Source organism: Nocardia pseudovaccinii NBRC 100343, assembly GCF_001613225.1.
Taxonomy (GTDB): Bacteria; Actinomycetota; Actinomycetes; order Mycobacteriales; family Mycobacteriaceae; genus Nocardia; species Nocardia pseudovaccinii.
On record NZ_BDBY01000390.1, the window covers coordinates 20,772 to 35,464 of the forward strand.

The 14,693-nt window shown below is 66.1% G+C and carries 11 protein-coding genes; 3 read left to right on the plus strand and 8 right to left on the minus strand.

The window, feature by feature from the left end; translation table 11 throughout:
• Positions 1–162 precede the first annotated feature (162 nt).
• Positions 163–1,455: an acetyl-CoA C-acyltransferase gene (locus NP3_RS42140; protein WP_063047288.1), complete on the plus strand. Its 1,293-nt coding sequence runs from the start codon at positions 163–165 to the stop codon at positions 1,453–1,455.
• 123 nt (positions 1,456–1,578) lie between these two features.
• Here the strand turns inward: NP3_RS42140 and bluB are convergent, their stop codons facing one another.
• The 6 genes from bluB to NP3_RS42170 form a co-directional block, all read right to left on the minus strand.
• Positions 1,579–2,226 carry a 5,6-dimethylbenzimidazole synthase gene (gene bluB / locus NP3_RS42145; RefSeq protein ID WP_084509632.1) on the minus strand — a complete coding sequence of 216 codons (648 nt, stop codon included), beginning with the start codon at positions 2,224–2,226 and terminating at the stop codon, positions 1,579–1,581.
• A 129-nt stretch (positions 2,227–2,355) separates the two neighbouring features.
• The gene (locus NP3_RS42150; RefSeq protein WP_063047290.1) at positions 2,356–3,603 is read right to left on the minus strand and encodes a fatty acid desaturase family protein; all 1,248 of its coding nucleotides are present in this window, start codon (positions 3,601–3,603) and stop codon (positions 2,356–2,358) included.
• Between the two features lie 99 nt (positions 3,604–3,702).
• Complete coding sequence (locus NP3_RS42155) at positions 3,703–5,118, minus strand: fatty acid desaturase family protein (protein ID WP_063047291.1); 1,416 nt, start codon at positions 5,116–5,118, stop codon at positions 3,703–3,705.
• Positions 5,119–5,198: 80 nt separating this feature from the next.
• The gene (locus NP3_RS42160; protein WP_063047292.1) at positions 5,199–6,356 is read right to left on the minus strand and encodes a ferredoxin reductase; all 1,158 of its coding nucleotides are present in this window, start codon (positions 6,354–6,356) and stop codon (positions 5,199–5,201) included.
• A 95-nt stretch (positions 6,357–6,451) separates the two neighbouring features.
• Positions 6,452–7,009, minus strand: a complete 558-nt coding sequence (locus NP3_RS42165) for a DUF6912 family protein (protein ID WP_063047293.1) — start codon at positions 7,007–7,009, stop codon at positions 6,452–6,454.
• A gap of 7 nt (positions 7,010–7,016) precedes the next feature.
• The gene (locus NP3_RS42170) at positions 7,017–8,429 is read right to left on the minus strand and encodes a WS/DGAT/MGAT family O-acyltransferase (protein ID WP_063047294.1); all 1,413 of its coding nucleotides are present in this window, start codon (positions 8,427–8,429) and stop codon (positions 7,017–7,019) included.
• A gap of 586 nt (positions 8,430–9,015) precedes the next feature.
• On the opposite strand from NP3_RS42170, the gene secA reads away from it, so the two are divergent.
• Positions 9,016–11,844 (plus strand): preprotein translocase subunit SecA, encoded by a 2,829-nt coding sequence (gene secA / locus NP3_RS42175; protein WP_063047295.1) that lies wholly within the window; start codon positions 9,016–9,018, stop codon positions 11,842–11,844.
• Between the two features lie 97 nt (positions 11,845–11,941).
• Positions 11,942–12,319: a hypothetical protein gene (locus NP3_RS50980; RefSeq protein ID WP_063047296.1), complete on the plus strand. Its 378-nt coding sequence runs from the start codon at positions 11,942–11,944 to the stop codon at positions 12,317–12,319.
• Here the strand turns inward: NP3_RS50980 and rsgA are convergent, their stop codons facing one another.
• Together rsgA and aroA are read right to left on the minus strand one after the other, a co-directional pair.
• The gene (gene rsgA, locus NP3_RS42185) at positions 12,320–13,306 is read right to left on the minus strand and encodes a ribosome small subunit-dependent GTPase A (RefSeq protein WP_063047302.1); all 987 of its coding nucleotides are present in this window, start codon (positions 13,304–13,306) and stop codon (positions 12,320–12,322) included.
• Positions 13,303–14,613, minus strand: a complete 1,311-nt coding sequence (gene aroA, locus NP3_RS42190; protein WP_063047303.1) for a 3-phosphoshikimate 1-carboxyvinyltransferase — start codon at positions 14,611–14,613, stop codon at positions 13,303–13,305. The genes rsgA and aroA overlap by 4 nt, the downstream gene beginning before the upstream one ends.
• Positions 14,614–14,693 lie beyond the last annotated feature (80 nt).

Here is a 14,693-nt window from a genome sequence, read left to right on the forward strand (position 1 = left end):
AGGAGTTACCCGAGTGCTTGCGAAATCGGGCGCAGCGGGACGGTTGAGAATGCCCGGCTCAGCGGCGTTGGAGGGGATCGCTGAGCCGGGCCCTCGCTGGTCTGGACCTTGAACTTACTTTCGAGTAAGTTTGTGGGGTAGATCTCTCGAGGAGAAAATCCCATGGCTACCAGTGCTGCTCGCCGTGCCGTCATTGTTTCCGGTGCGCGCACGCCCTTCGTCAAGGCGTTCGGCGATTACACGCGGATGGATTCGATCGCGCTGGCCGATGCCGCGGTGCGTGGGCTGTTGGAACGGACCGGCCTGCCCGGAGCGCAGGTGCAGGCAATCGTGTGGGGCGGCGTGATTCTGCCTAGTGCCGCACCGAATATCGCGCGGGAGATCGCGCTGGATCTCGGTCTCGACCCCGGATGCGAGGGGTACACGGTGACGCGGGCGTGCGCCTCCGGACTCCAGGCGATCACCTCGGCAGTGGCGGCCATCGAGCGCGGCGAATACGACATCATGATCGCCGGCGGCAGCGATTCGACCAGCAATGCCGAGGTGAAGCTGCCGCAGAAGCTGGTGCACGCCGGTGCGCCGCTCGCACTCGGCAAGCCGAAGCCGAAGGATTATCTGGCGGCGGCGCGTCAGCTCGCGCCCTTCACCGATCTGCTGCCGAGCCGACCGAAGATCGCCGAACGCACCACCGGCGAGGTGATGGGGGAGTCGGCCGAGAAGATGGCCCGGATCCACGGGATCAGCCGCGCGGATCAGGACGAATTCGCCGCGCGCTCACATCACCGGGCCGCCGCGGCCATCGATTCGGGCCGCTTCGACGACGAGGTGCTGCGGGTGCGCACCCCCGAAGGCACGGATGTCACGCGCGACGGACTGGTGCGCGCGAATACCAGTGTCGAGAAGTTGGCGAAGCTGAAGCCGGTCTTCGCCCGCGACGGCAGCGTGACAGCGGGCAACGCCAGCCCGCTCACCGACGGCGCATCCGCGGTACTGCTGATGAGCGAGGAGCGGGCGCACGCCCTCGGCTACCGTCCGCTGGCCGCCTTACGCTCCTGGAGCTACGTCAGCGTCGACCCGGCCGATCAGGTGCTGATCGGCCCGGCCATCTCCATGCCGCGCGCCCTCGACAAGGCCGGAATGTCGCTGGGCGATATCGATCTCGTCGATATCCACGAGGCATTCGCGGCCCAGACGCTGTCCGTGCTCGCCGCACTGAACAGCGACGAGTGGGCCAAGACCCGCCTCGATCGCGACACCGCGGTCGGCGAGATCGATATCGACAAGCTCAACGTGCACGGCGGTTCGGTGTCGCTCGGACATCCGTTCGGCGCGACCGGCGCACGCATGGTCACCACTATGGCCAATGAGTTGGCCCGCACCGGACGGAACGCCGCCCTGCTCGGCATCTGCGCGGCGGGTGGCATCGGCGCGTCGGCCGTGCTGGAACGCGTCTGATAGCCGTCGGCCACCGGCTGTGGTTGCGTTCTCGATAGTTCGCCGAGCGTAGTCAATTGGTGGTTGGTGGTGGGGTTTTCGGCCGCCATTTGACTACCTTCGAATCCGAAGCGCTCGATCAGCTCAGGTGCGGAAGGTTTCTTGGTGGACGGCTTCGGTGAGGGGGCGGCCGGTGCGCCAGCCGAAGCGTTCGAGGTCGGGTACGCGTTGGAATTCGGCTACCGGTCCGACGCACAGCCAGGCGACGGGGCGGATGCCGTCGGGTAGGCCGACCAGGTCGGTGAGGAATTCGGCGTCGTAGAACGAGACCCATCCGACGCCGATCTGCTCGGCGGTAGCGGCCAGCCAGAGGTTCTGGATTGCGAGAACCGCCGAGTAGATGCCGGTTTCGGGAACTGTGGCGCGGCCGAGGATCTGCGGGCCGCCGCGGTCGTGGTCGTAGGTGACCACGATGCCGGTGCCGCTCTCGGTGATGCCCTCGATCTTGATCGGGTCGAAGGTCGCCGCCCGCTCCGGCGGCAGTGCGTCCCGGAATTCGATCCGCTTCTGCGCGACATGGTCCGCGAACTTCCGCAGCGTCGCATGCTCGCGCACCACGATGAAGTCCCACGGCTGTGAGTTGCCGACACTGGGCGCGCGATGTGCGGCATCGAGTATCCGCCACAGCGTCGCATCGTCGACGAGGTCACCGGTGAATTCGGCCCGTACATCCCGCCGCATCCGGATGGCCTCGTAAACGCTCAGATCTTCAGCACACACACCCTCAGTCAACCAGCCGCAACCGGCGCTCCCGCCGAGGCCCAAGCGGATACCACGAGCCCGCCGCGCCCGGAATGGCCAGCCCATCGAAAGGCGAAGGCGCCCACGGACTTCCGCAGGCGCCTTCGGTGTGACTGTGCGTCAGGCGACGGAAACGGCCCGGCGGGCGAACCGGCGGCGCCCATCCGCGAGCGCCGTGCGCAGACCGCGACGCTTACCGGTAACCGGGTCGAAGCTCGGCACCGTGGCACCGTCGAATTTGCGCTCCGAGGCGGTCTCGGGGGCGTCGTCGGCGGTCGCGCGCAGGTACTTGTTCGGCAGCGCCAGCTTCAGGATGGTGCGCCAGGACTTGAAGTACTGCACGGGAAGCGAACCAGTGGTGTAGGGCAGGTCGTACTTCTCGGCCAGGGCGCGCACCCGCACCGCGATATCGGCATAGCGGTTGCTCGGCAGATCCGGGAACAGGTGGTGTTCGATCTGGTGGCTCAGGTTGCCGGTCATGAAGTGCATCACCGGACCGCCGGAGATATTGGCGCTGCCCAGCATCTGGCGCAGGTACCACTGGCCCTTGGATTCGCCGTCGATATCGGCCTTGGTGAATTTCTCCGCGCCGTCCGGGAAGTGGCCGCAGAAGATCACCGCATTGGTCCAGATATTGCGGATGACATTGGCGGTCAGGTTCGCGGTGAGCGTCGAGAAGAACGCGGGCCCGGTGAGCAGCGGGAACAGCAGGTAATCCTTGCCGACCTGCTTGCCGATCTTGACCAGCACCTCGCGGCGCTTGACCTCGAATGCGGCCCGCTCCGGCGAGCCCTCCTTCAGCCGGTGCACCTTGCCGAGCTCCAGATGCTGGATCGCGACGCCGTATTCGAAGAACAGCTGCAGCACCAGGTTGTAGACCGGATTGCCGATATTGAACGGCCTCCACCGCTGATCCCGGGTGACGCGCAGCAGGCCGTAGCCGATGTCGTCGTCCATGCCGAGCACATTGGTGTACTTGTGGTGCAGGTAGTTGTGCGTCTGCTTCCAGTGCTTGGACGGGCCGGTGTTATCCCATTCCCAGGTGCTGGAGTGGACTTCCGGATCGTTCATCCAGTCCCACTGCCCATGCATGACGTTGTGCCCGATCTCCATATTCTCGATGATCTTGGCCGTGCTGAGCAGGGCAACACCGGCGAGCCAGGCGGGCGGCAGGAAACTGGCGAACAGCACCGTGCGGCCGCTGATCTCGAGCGCACGCTGCAGGCGGATGACATTGCGGATATACCGCGCGTCGCGAGCACCGCGCGAGGACTCGATATCGCGCCGGATCGCGTCGAACTCCGCACCGAGTGCCTCCACATCGGCTTCGGTGAGGTGCGCGTATTCCTTGACATCCGAGATCGCCATGGCGGTTACAGTACCGTAAGTTACGAGACCGTAGGTTGTGAGGACCGTCTCCAGGATGTGGCAAATCCCCCATTGCAAACGCGGCTGGGGGATGCTATCTCATCGGCGACGTCGGCTGCGACGGATCGCCCGTTCGCGCATGGCCTTTCGCTGCAGTGTCGCCTTCTCCTGACGTGCCTTTTCCTGCAGCGCCAGCTTGGCCTCGCGCAGCACTTCCTTCTCGTGCCGAGCTTTTTCCCGCAACACCACCTTGGCCTCGCGCAGCGCCGAACGCAGGCCACGACGCTTTCCGGTCTCGGGGTCGACGGGCAGCCAGTGCGTCTCGTTCCACTTGTCGGCCCAGCGCTCGGCATTCGGCATCGACGGCATGGCGGGCAGCGAGACACCGGCGAATTTGCGCTCCGAGGAGGTCTCCGGTGCGTCGTCGGCGGTGCGCTTGAGGAAGCGGTCCGGAAGTGCGAGCTTGTGGATGGTCCGGAAGGCCAGCAGATACTGCTTGCCGAGCGAGCCGGTGGTGTAGGGCAGGTCGTACTTGTCGCACAGTTCGCGGACCCGCTCGGCGATTTCCGGATACCGGTTGCTGGGCAGGTCGGGGAACAGGTGATGTTCGATCTGGTAGCAGAGATTGCCGCTCATGAAGGCCATGGCGGGTCCGGCCTTGAAGTTGGCGCTGCCGAGCATCTGGCGCAGATACCATTCGCCGCTGGTCTCGCCCTCGAGCTGTTCGATGGTGAATTTCTCGGCGCCGTCGGGGAAGTGGCCGCAGAAGATCACCGCGTAGGCCCACAGGTTGCGCACCAGGTTGGCGGTCGCATTCGCCTTCAGCGTGGACTTGAACGCCGGTCCGGTGAGCGCCGGGTAGATCAGGAAGTCCTTGGCCACCTGACGGCCGATCTTGCGACCGAAGTCTTTGTTCGGCACCGACATCAGCTGGTAGCGCGGCGCACCGGAGAGTTCCTTCTCGATGCTCCAGTCGTGCAGCGCGATACCCCATTCGAAGGTGGCCGCGAGCAGGATATTGGCCAGCGGCTGGATCAGATGGATCGGCCGCCACTGCTCGTCGCGGGTCATCCGCAGGATGCCGAAGCCGAGGTCCTCGTCCTTGCCGAGCACATTGGTGTAGGTGTGGTGCGAATAGTTGTGCGCCCGCCGCCACTGCACCGACGGCCCGGTCATATCCCACTCCCAGGTGCTGGAGTGGATTTCCGGATCGTTCATCCAGTCCCACTGCCCGTGGCTGATGTTGTGCCCGAGCTCCATATTCTCGATGATCTTGGCGACCGACAGCAGAGCCGTCCCCGTCAGCCAGGCCCACCGGTTGCGGCTGCCGAACAGCACACCGCGCGCGAGCACTTCGAGCCCGCGCTGCGCCGCGATCGTGCGCCGGATGTACTTGGCGTCACGTTCACCGCGGGACAGCTCGACGGAGCGCCGGATGGAATCGAGTTCCTGCCCCAGTGTTTCGATGTCGGCCGCCGTGAGATGGGCGAACGCCTTGATATCGGTGATGGCCACCGGGGTCCTTTCCCTGACTGGATGTACCTCGAGGGTACCTGTCGGCTCCCCCCGAGGGTGCGTCTGCGAGTGTCGCTGTCTCAGACGTCGAGTGCGCAGTCGCCCGCCGCGGCCGAGATGCAGGTCTGTACCTTGTCGCCCTCGCGGCGCTCGTCACCATTGCGCAGATCGCGAGCATGTCCGGAAGTCAGTGTGACGACACAGGTTTGGCAGATGCCCATCCGGCAGCCGAAGGGCATCTGCACGCCAGCGGATTCGCCTGCCTCCAGCAGACTGGTCGCGCCGTCGACCTGCACGGTGCGCCCGGTCTTGTCGAATGTGACTGTGCCGCCCTCGCCGACGGCGGAGCGCTCGATCTCGAAGCGCTCGACATGCAGCCGGTCGCTGATGTCGGCCGCACGCCAATGCTGTTCGATCTCGTCGAGCATGGCGGCCGGACCGCAGGCCCAGGTCTGGCGCTCGCGCCAATCGGGGAAGTGTTCGTCCAGTGTGGTGAGGGAGAACCTGCCCTGCTCATCGGTCAGGTGCAGATGCGAGGAGAAGCTGGGGCGGCGATCGTGCAGATCGCGCAGTTCGACGCCGAACATCACATCGTCGCGGGTGCGCGCGGAGTGCACATGCACGACATCGGTGACCATGTCGCGGCGATCCAGCGCGCGCAGCATGGACATGACCGGGGTGATACCGCTGCCCGCGGTGAGGAACAGCACCTTCTCCGGCGGCGGCGACGGCAGCACGAAACCGCCCTGCGGTGCGGCCAACCGGACGATGGTGCCCGCGGCGACACCGCTGACAAGGTGGCTGGACAGGAAACCCTCGGGCATCGCCTTGACCGCGATGGAGATCAGCCGCTTGCCGCGGTGTTCCGGGTCGGTCCAGTTCGGCGGGCAGGTCAGCGAGTACGAGCGCCAGTGCCAGCGGCCGTCGACCAGGATGCCGATGCCGATGTATTGACCCGGCTCGTATTTCCAGTCGAAGCCCCAGCCCGGCTTGATGACCAGGGTGGCCGAATCGGCGGTTTCCTTGCGCACCTCGACAATTCGGCCGCGCAGCTCGCGCGCCGACCACAGTGGATTCGCCAGGTGCAGATAGTCGTCGGGCAGCAGTGGCGTGGTGACGCGCGCGACGGCGCCGCGCAGTACGTTCAGCCGTCCACCGCGTTCGGCGACTTCCGCCGCCGGAGCCTCCAGCCACTCCCGGACCGTGTGCACCGAGAGTGCCGCTTTTTTCAAGACCATTGCCGCCGTTCGTCTCCCTGTCGTAGCAACCGGTGAAGCCGCCTCGCAGCCAGGTTACGGCATCGTAGGTTAGTGCGGAATGTGTAGGTTGCCGCTCACAGTAATTCGAGCAGGAACGGTAGCTCCTGGGCGGCGTACCAGGCCAGCTGATGGTCCTCGGCATCACCGAGCACGAATTCGGCATCGGCGTCGCCGAGGTCGGCGGCATCGACGACATCGACCGCCTTGGCCACCTCGGGTTCGGCCTCGGCCAGGTCGACGTGCACCGAGGCGATCCGGTCGTAGCCGATCGGTCCGGCCAATCGCACCACCGCGTCGTCGAGGTCGGGGCGCAGCTTCGCGCCGGTCACATCGGCGGCGATGACCGCGCGGCGATAGACCGGGCTGTGGTAGGTGGTGGCGGGGTCGTCGTCGTCCTCGTCCCCGTCGTCGGACGCCTCCGTGGCCTCCTCGCGCTCGGCGGCCAGCAGGCGCAGCGAAGCCCGCGCGGCCTCGGCCATCGCGACCTCGGCCAATTCTTCGTCGTCACCGGAGGCGTAGGCCTCGCGCAGTGTCGGCGTGACCGCGAAAGCGGTGCCGCCTGCCGGGCGCAGTTCCCGGTCCGCGACGAGCTCACGCAGCATCGGCACGGTGGCGGGGATATAGACCCGCATGGTGTTCTCAGACGCAGGCACCGAGCATCTCCTCCATGGACTCGTGCACCGACGCGGCCAGCACGCCGATATCGGCCATCGCGTCGCGGTCGGCGTTGAGTCCGTAGAAGACGCGTCCGTCATAGGACGTGATCCCGATGCTCGAGGCCTGGTTGCGCAGCAGCGGCGACACCGGATACATCTCCAGCATCCGCGCGCCGCCGATATACATCGGGGTCTGCGGACCCGGTGCGTTGGTGATCACCAGATTGAACGTGTGCTCTGCGAACGTACTCGCCGCCCGCACACTCATCGCATGCAGGCTCGCCGGAGCGAAGCCGGCCAGGTGCACCAGGGTGCGCGCCCGCACGCCGCGCCGATGCTTGCTGTTGGCCTCGGTGGCATGGGAGATATGCGATAGGCGCATCACCGGATTCGGTTCGCCCACCGGCAGATCGATGAGAAACGAGGAGACCTCGCTGGCCGGTTTCAGCTGGTCGTCGATGCCTTCGACATAGACCGACATCGGCACCACCGCGCGCAGCACAGTCGATTCGGTGAGCGCCTCACCGCGAGAAAGCAGCCAATTGCGCAGCGCCCCGGTGACGACGGCCAGGATCGCATCATTGATCGAGCATTCGAAGCGCTTGCGGATCTTGCGGTAGTCCTCCAGATCCGTGCGCACCACATCGAAGCGGCGGTTGCGCGAGGTCTTGGCGTTGAGCGGACTGTCGGGTGCGCCGATGGTGGCCGCGCGCACGGCCGAAACCATCGAATCCACCGCCTTGCCCGTGGCCTCGACCACCGAGAACGCGTGCGCGCTCGCGTCGCGCGCCACCTCGAGCGCCTCGCGCGGCTGCGCGGCCAGGTGGGTGAGCGCGCCGATCAGCAGTTCCATCTCGTTGGGTTCGCGCGGCGCCACCCAGGCGTCATCGGCGATACCGCGCGGCGATGCGCTGGTATCGAGGATGACGTGCCCGATCTCGAGTGCGGTATCCCCGTCGACGAGCGCCGAATGGGTTTTGGTGAAGATCGCGGACCGGCCCTCGGCCAGGCCCTCGATTAAATACATCTCCCACAGTGGGCGGCTCTGATCGAGCGGTCGCGACGCCAGCCGCGCCACCAGATCGTGCAGCTGGCTATCGTTGCCCGGCTCGGGCAGTGCGGAGCGGCGGATGTGATAGGTGATATCGAAATGGCTGTCCTCGACCCAGACCGGGCGGCCGAGCGCGAACGGGACTTCGCGGACCTTCCTGCGATAGCGGGGGACCAGGGAAAGCCTGCTCTCCACCAGATCGACCAGTCCGTCGTAGTCGAGTGCCGTTTCCCCCGGTGCGGAGTCGCTACCTCGGACGATCGCGAGAGAGCCGATATGGATCGGATTGCTGCTCGACTCGAGCCGATAGAACTCCGCGTCCTGCGGCGTCAATCTCGTGATCACGCTGCCCGGTGCTCCTTCCGATGTGGCTCCCACCCGAGCCGTCTCATCGCCCATTGTGGTCGCCCACAACGGTTCGTCCTGCCCCCTGTGGCATATCCAGCGATATTCGCGCAACCCTTTACCCACGCCTGGTTCCGTGGAAGGCTGCATTGGTTCGAGACCGGAGGAACTCGATTCGCACACATTAATCGGGGTGCCGCATAACGGATGCCTTTTGAGCCGCGCTGCCCCTTGGTGTCGTCGCGTGCCGTCGGATCACGGGTCTTCCCTGGTAGACAGGGCTCCCGGCTCCGGCCGGACGAACGACTTACAACGTATGACACCTGCGCTGAAACAGGTTCCGGTCCATCGGATTCCCAGCCGATCCGACAGCCGACACACGGGTACGGTGAAAAGAAACGGCTGCCGCCTCGGCGGTAGCGGCGGATGCGGCGCTATGTCGCTGGTCATCGGCACCTAACATGGATGCCGCATTACCATGAAGCGTGCTGCGGATTCCGCCGTGCTCGGCGGGGTCATGTGCACACTGCCCGCCCCGGGTGACGGCCGAACATTTGACACACCGACCAGAGGACTGACGAGACCCGTGCCTGCGCTGACACTGACGAGGTTGCTACGGATTGGTGAGGGACGCACGGTCAAGCGGCTCGCCCACCTCGCGGAAGAGGTCCTCGCGCTCGGGCCCGAGATCGAGGAGCTCACCGACCACGAGCTGCGTGCCAAGACCGACGAATTCCGGGACCGCTACGCGGACGGCGAAACGCTGGACGATCTGCTCCTGGAGGCGTTCGCGGTGGCCCGTGAGGCGTCCTGGCGGGTGCTGAACCAGAAGCACTACAAGGTCCAGATCATGGGTGGCGCGGCGCTGCACCTCGGCAATATCGCCGAGATGAAGACCGGTGAGGGCAAGACCCTGACCTGTGTGCTGCCCGCCTACCTCAACGCGATCTCCGGCGACGGCGTGCACGTCGTCACGGTCAACGACTACCTGGCCAAGCGCGATGCCGAGTGGATGGGCCGCGTGCACCGCTTCCTCGGGCTGAGCGTCGGCGTGATCCTGTCCGGTATGACCCCGGCCGAGCGTCGCGAGTCCTACAACTCCGACATCACCTACGGCACCAACAACGAATTCGGCTTCGATTACCTGCGCGACAATATGACCCACTCGCTGGACGATCTGGTCCAGCGTGGGCACAACTTCGCCGTGGTCGACGAGGTCGACTCCATCCTCATCGACGAGGCCCGCACGCCGCTGATCATCTCGGGCCCGGCCGACGCCTCCTCGAAGTGGTACGCCGAATTCGCCCGCATCGCACCGCTGTTGAAGAAGGACCTGCACTACGAGGTCGATATCAAGAAGCGCACCATCGGTGTGCACGAAGCGGGCGTGGAGTTCGTCGAGGATCAGCTCGGCATCGACAACCTCTACGAGGCGGCCAATTCGCCGCTGGTGAGCTACCTGAACAACGCCATCAAGGCCAAGGAGCTCTACCACCGGGACAAGGACTACATCGTCCGCGACGGCGAGGTCATCATCGTCGACGAATTCACCGGCCGCATCCTGGTCGGGCGCCGCTACAACGAGGGCATGCACCAGGCGATCGAGGCGAAGGAAAACGTCGAGATCCAGCCGGAGAACCAGACCCTGGCCACCATCACGCTGCAGAACTATTTCCGCCTCTACGACAAGCTTTCCGGTATGACCGGTACCGCCGAGACCGAGGCCGCCGAGCTGCACCAGATCTACAGCCTCGGCGTGGTCCCGATTCCGACGAACAAGCCGATGGTCCGCGCGGATCAGTCCGATCTGATCTACAAGACCGAAGAGGCCAAGTTCTCGGCCGTGGTCGACGATGTCACCGAACGGCACGAGAAGGGCCAGCCGGTGCTGATCGGTACCACCAGCGTCGAGCGCTCGGAGTACCTGTCCAAGCAGTTCACCAAGCGCGGCATCGCGCACAACGTGCTGAACGCGAAGTTCCACGAGAAGGAAGCCGAGATCATCGCCGAGGCCGGTCGCCCGGGCGCGGTCACGGTCGCGACGAATATGGCCGGTCGTGGTACCGACGTCGTGCTCGGCGGTAACCCGGACATCATCACCGACATCATCCTGCGCAAGGAGGGTCTGGATCCGGTGGAGACGCCGGAGGAGTACCAGGCCGCGTGGTTGCCGACGCTGGAGCGGGTCAAGGAGCAGACCGCCGAGGACGCCGACGCGGTGCGCGATGCCGGTGGCCTGTACGTGCTCGGCACCGAGCGGCACGAATCGCGCCGTATCGATAACCAGCTACGCGGTCGTTCCGGCCGTCAGGGTGACCCGGGTGAGTCCCGGTTCTATCTGTCGCTGGGTGACGAGTTGATGCGGCGCTTCAACGGCGCCGCGCTCGAGGCCATCATGACCAGGCTCAACCTGCCCGACGATGTGCCGATCGAGGCGAAGATGGTCTCCAAGGCCATCAAGAGCGCGCAGACCCAGGTCGAGCAGCAGAACTTCGAGATCCGCAAGAACGTGCTCAAGTACGACGAGGTGATGAACCAGCAGCGCACCGTCATCTACGGCGAGCGCAACCGGATCCTGCGCGGCGAGGATATGGAGGGCCAGGTCCAGGAGATGATCACCGACGTGATCGCCGCCTACGCCGACGGCGCTACCGCCGAGGGCTACGTCGAGGACTGGGATCTGGACAAGCTGTGGACCGCATTGAAGACGCTGTACCCGGTGAGCCTGGACTACAGGGAGCTGACCGGTGAGACCGGTATCGGCGAGGCGGGCGATCTGACCAAGGACGAGCTGGTCGAATCGCTGCTCGATGACGCGCACGACGCCTACGAGAAGCGTGAACAGCAGATCGACGGTCTGGCCGGCGAGGGTTCGATGCGCAATCTCGAACGCCAGGTGCTGCTTTCGGTGCTGGACCGCAAGTGGCGCGAGCACCTCTACGAGATGGATTACCTCAAGGAGGGCATCGGCCTGCGTGCCATGGCGCAGCGCGATCCGCTGGTCGAATACCAGCGCGAGGGCTTCGACATGTTCGCCGCGATGCTCGACGGCCTGAAGGAGGAGTCGGTCGGCTTCCTGTTCAACCTGCAGGTCGAGGTGCAGCAGCCGCAGCCCGAGGGCGTCGCGGTCGATCCCGGCCTGCGCTCGCCGGTCGGCGCCACCGCGCCGCGTCCACTGCCCACCCAGCAAGCGCCGGTCGGCAATGGCGCGCCTGCGGCGTTGCGTGCCAAGGGGATCAGCGATTCCCGGGCCAACAACGGCTTCCACTATTCGGGTCCGGACGAGGGCGGCCACGCCGCGGTGCACAGTGACGCCGAGGAGTACGGCGACGGCAGCACTCGCCGTGAGCGCCGCGAGGCGGCCCGCGCACAGGCCAAGCCGAAGCGCGCACCGAAGACGCGTCGTCGGCACTGATTCGATCACGAAGGCGCCCATGGACTCGAGTCCATGGGCGCCTTCGTCGTCGGTGAACCGGCCACGAGGGGTGGTGCGGCGGAGTAGCTTACGAGGCGTGGACCGGGACACTGTCGAGAAATGGGTCGGTGGTTATGAACGGGCTTGGCGTGCGCCGGGCACCGCGATGCTCGAGGAGCTGTTCACCCGCGATGTCGAGTATCTGGTGTCGCCGTGGGCGGATCCGATCGTCGGTCTCGAACCGCTCGAGGTGTTCTGGGAGGCCGAGCGCAGTGGGCCGGACGAGGCGTTCACGATGGCAGCCGAGGTTGTCGCGGTAGAGGATTCGACCGCCGTGGTGCGGGTGGGCGTGGAGTATCGGTGGGACACGTTGTCGCGCTGGCGGGATCTGTGGGTATTGCGGTTCGACTCCGGCGGTCTGTGCGACCGATTCGAGGAGTGGCCCTTCGCGCCTGAACAGGCCGACGGGCACTGACTACCAGGATTCGTTGGAGTTCAGCGCGGTCAGCAGGAGCCGGATCGCGGCGACGCGGCGTTCCTTGCCGGGCAAGGTATCCAGCGCGCATTCGGGGTCCGCGGGCGGACCGAGATGGGTGCAGCCGCGGGGACAATCCTCGATGGCGGCGGCCAGATCGGTGAAGGCGGCGATGACATCGTCGGGCGTGATGTGAGCCAGTCCGAAGGAACGGACACCGGGTGTGTCGATGACCCAACCGCCCTGCGGGAGCGGCAGGGCCACGGATTGGGTTGAGGTGTGTTTGCCCTTGCCCACGCCGGAGACCTCGCCGACCGCCCGATCCGCATCGGGCACAAGGCGATTCACCAGCGTCGATTTGCCGACGCCGGAGTGGCCGATGAAGGCGGTGAGTCGGTCGGTGAGCAGCTCGAGAACCGGTTCGCTCGGGTCGTCGATACCGCCGTAGATGATGGTGAGGTCGAGATCGTCGAAGGCGGCGGCGAATTCGGATTCGGCGGCCAGATCGTGTTTGGTCAAACACAGAATCGGTTGCAGTCCACCGGCATACGCGGCGACCATGGCACGTTCGACGAAACCGGTGCGCGGCGGCGGATCGGCGAGGGCGACCACGATGAACAGCTGTTCGGCATTGCCGACGACGATCCGTTCGAACGGGTCGGTGTCATCGGCGGTGCGGCGCAGGACGGTTCGGCGTTCCCCGACGCGGACGATGCGAGCCAGGGTATCGGGTCTGCCGGACAGATCGCCGACCACGTCGACCTGATCGCCGACCACGATCGGGGTGCGGCCCAGTTCCCTGGCCCGCATGGCGACGATCAGCTTGTCCGGATCGCCGCCGAGCACGCAACCCCAGCGACCGCGGTCCACCGAAACGACCATGGCCGATTCCGCATCATTGTGCTGCGGACGGGTTTTCGTGCGTGGACGAGACGACTTGCCCGGGCGCACCCGGACATCCGACTCGTCGTAATCGCGACGTCTCAGCGGGCCGCTCCCTGATCGGTGAGCGTGGGATCGAGCATCCGCTCCCACAGGCCGACGAATCCGGGCAGTGTCTTGGCCGTGGTGCCGATATCCTCGATCGCCACGCCGGGCACCCGGAGTCCGAGAATCGCACCGGCCGTTGCCATTCGGTGGTCGGCATAGGAGTGCCAGTTGCCGCCGTGCAGCGGGGCCGGAATGATCTCGAGTCCGTCCTCGGTCTCGGTGACATTGCCGCCGAGCCGGTTGATCTCGGTGGACAGGGCGGCGAGCCGATCGGTCTCGTGCCCGCGCAGATGTGCGATACCGCGCAGCCGGGACGGCGAATCCGCAAGTGCCGCAAGGGCGGCCACGGTCGGGGTCAACTCGCCGACATCGTGCAGATCGATATCGATACCGGCCAGGCGCTCCGGGCCGTGCACGGTCAGCACGCCGTCGAACCGGGTGACCTCGGCCCCCATCCGCACCAGGATCTCCCGGATCACATCACCGGGCTGGGTGGTCAGGCGCGGCCAGTGCGGGATGCGGACCTCGCCGCCGGTGACGGCGGCCGCGGCCAGGAAGGGCGTGGCATTGGACAGGTCCGGCTCCACATCCCAGTTCACCGCGCGGATCGGGCCGGGTGCGACGGTCCAGGTCTGGGCCTTGCGGCTGTCGGCCGGTGCATCGACGGCGACCTCGGCGCGCCGCAGCATCTCCACCGTCATCTCGATATGCGGCATCGAGGGCAGTGCCTTGCCGTCGTGGTGCACCACGATGCCCTCGTCGAACCGGGCTGCCGACAGCAGCAGTCCGGAGACGAACTGGGACGATCCGGAGGCATCGATGGTGACCGAGCCGCCGCGCAGCGCACCCTTGCCGTGCACCGTGAACGGCAGTGCGTCGCCCTCGATTTCCGCGCCGATCCGGCGCAGTGCCTCCAGGATGGTGCCGAGTGGGCGAACCCGGGCCTGCTCGTCACCGTCGAAGGCGACATCGCCGGTGGCCAGGGCCGCGACCGGGGGCAGGAACCGCATCACGGTGCCGGCCAGGCCACAGTCGACGGTGCCGCCGTGCAGCGGCGCGGGTGTCACGGTCAGCGTGTCGGCGTCACCCTCGATCCGTGCGCCCATTGCACACAGGGCGCCGATCATGAGTTCGGTGTCGCGGCTGCGCAGCGCGCCGGAAATGGTTGAGGGACCCTCGGCGAGTGCGGCCAGGATCAGGGCCCGATTCGTGATCGATTTCGATCCGGGCAGGGTCACGGTCGCGTGCACGGGGACATCGACATGGGGCGCTGGCCAGAAACTCACCCGTCCATCTTCGCCCATCGCGTCACCGGACACACGGGCTGGGCTGTGTTTGATTTGCGGCGCCTGCGGCGCCGCGGGTTCGCGACCCCCTTCTGTCT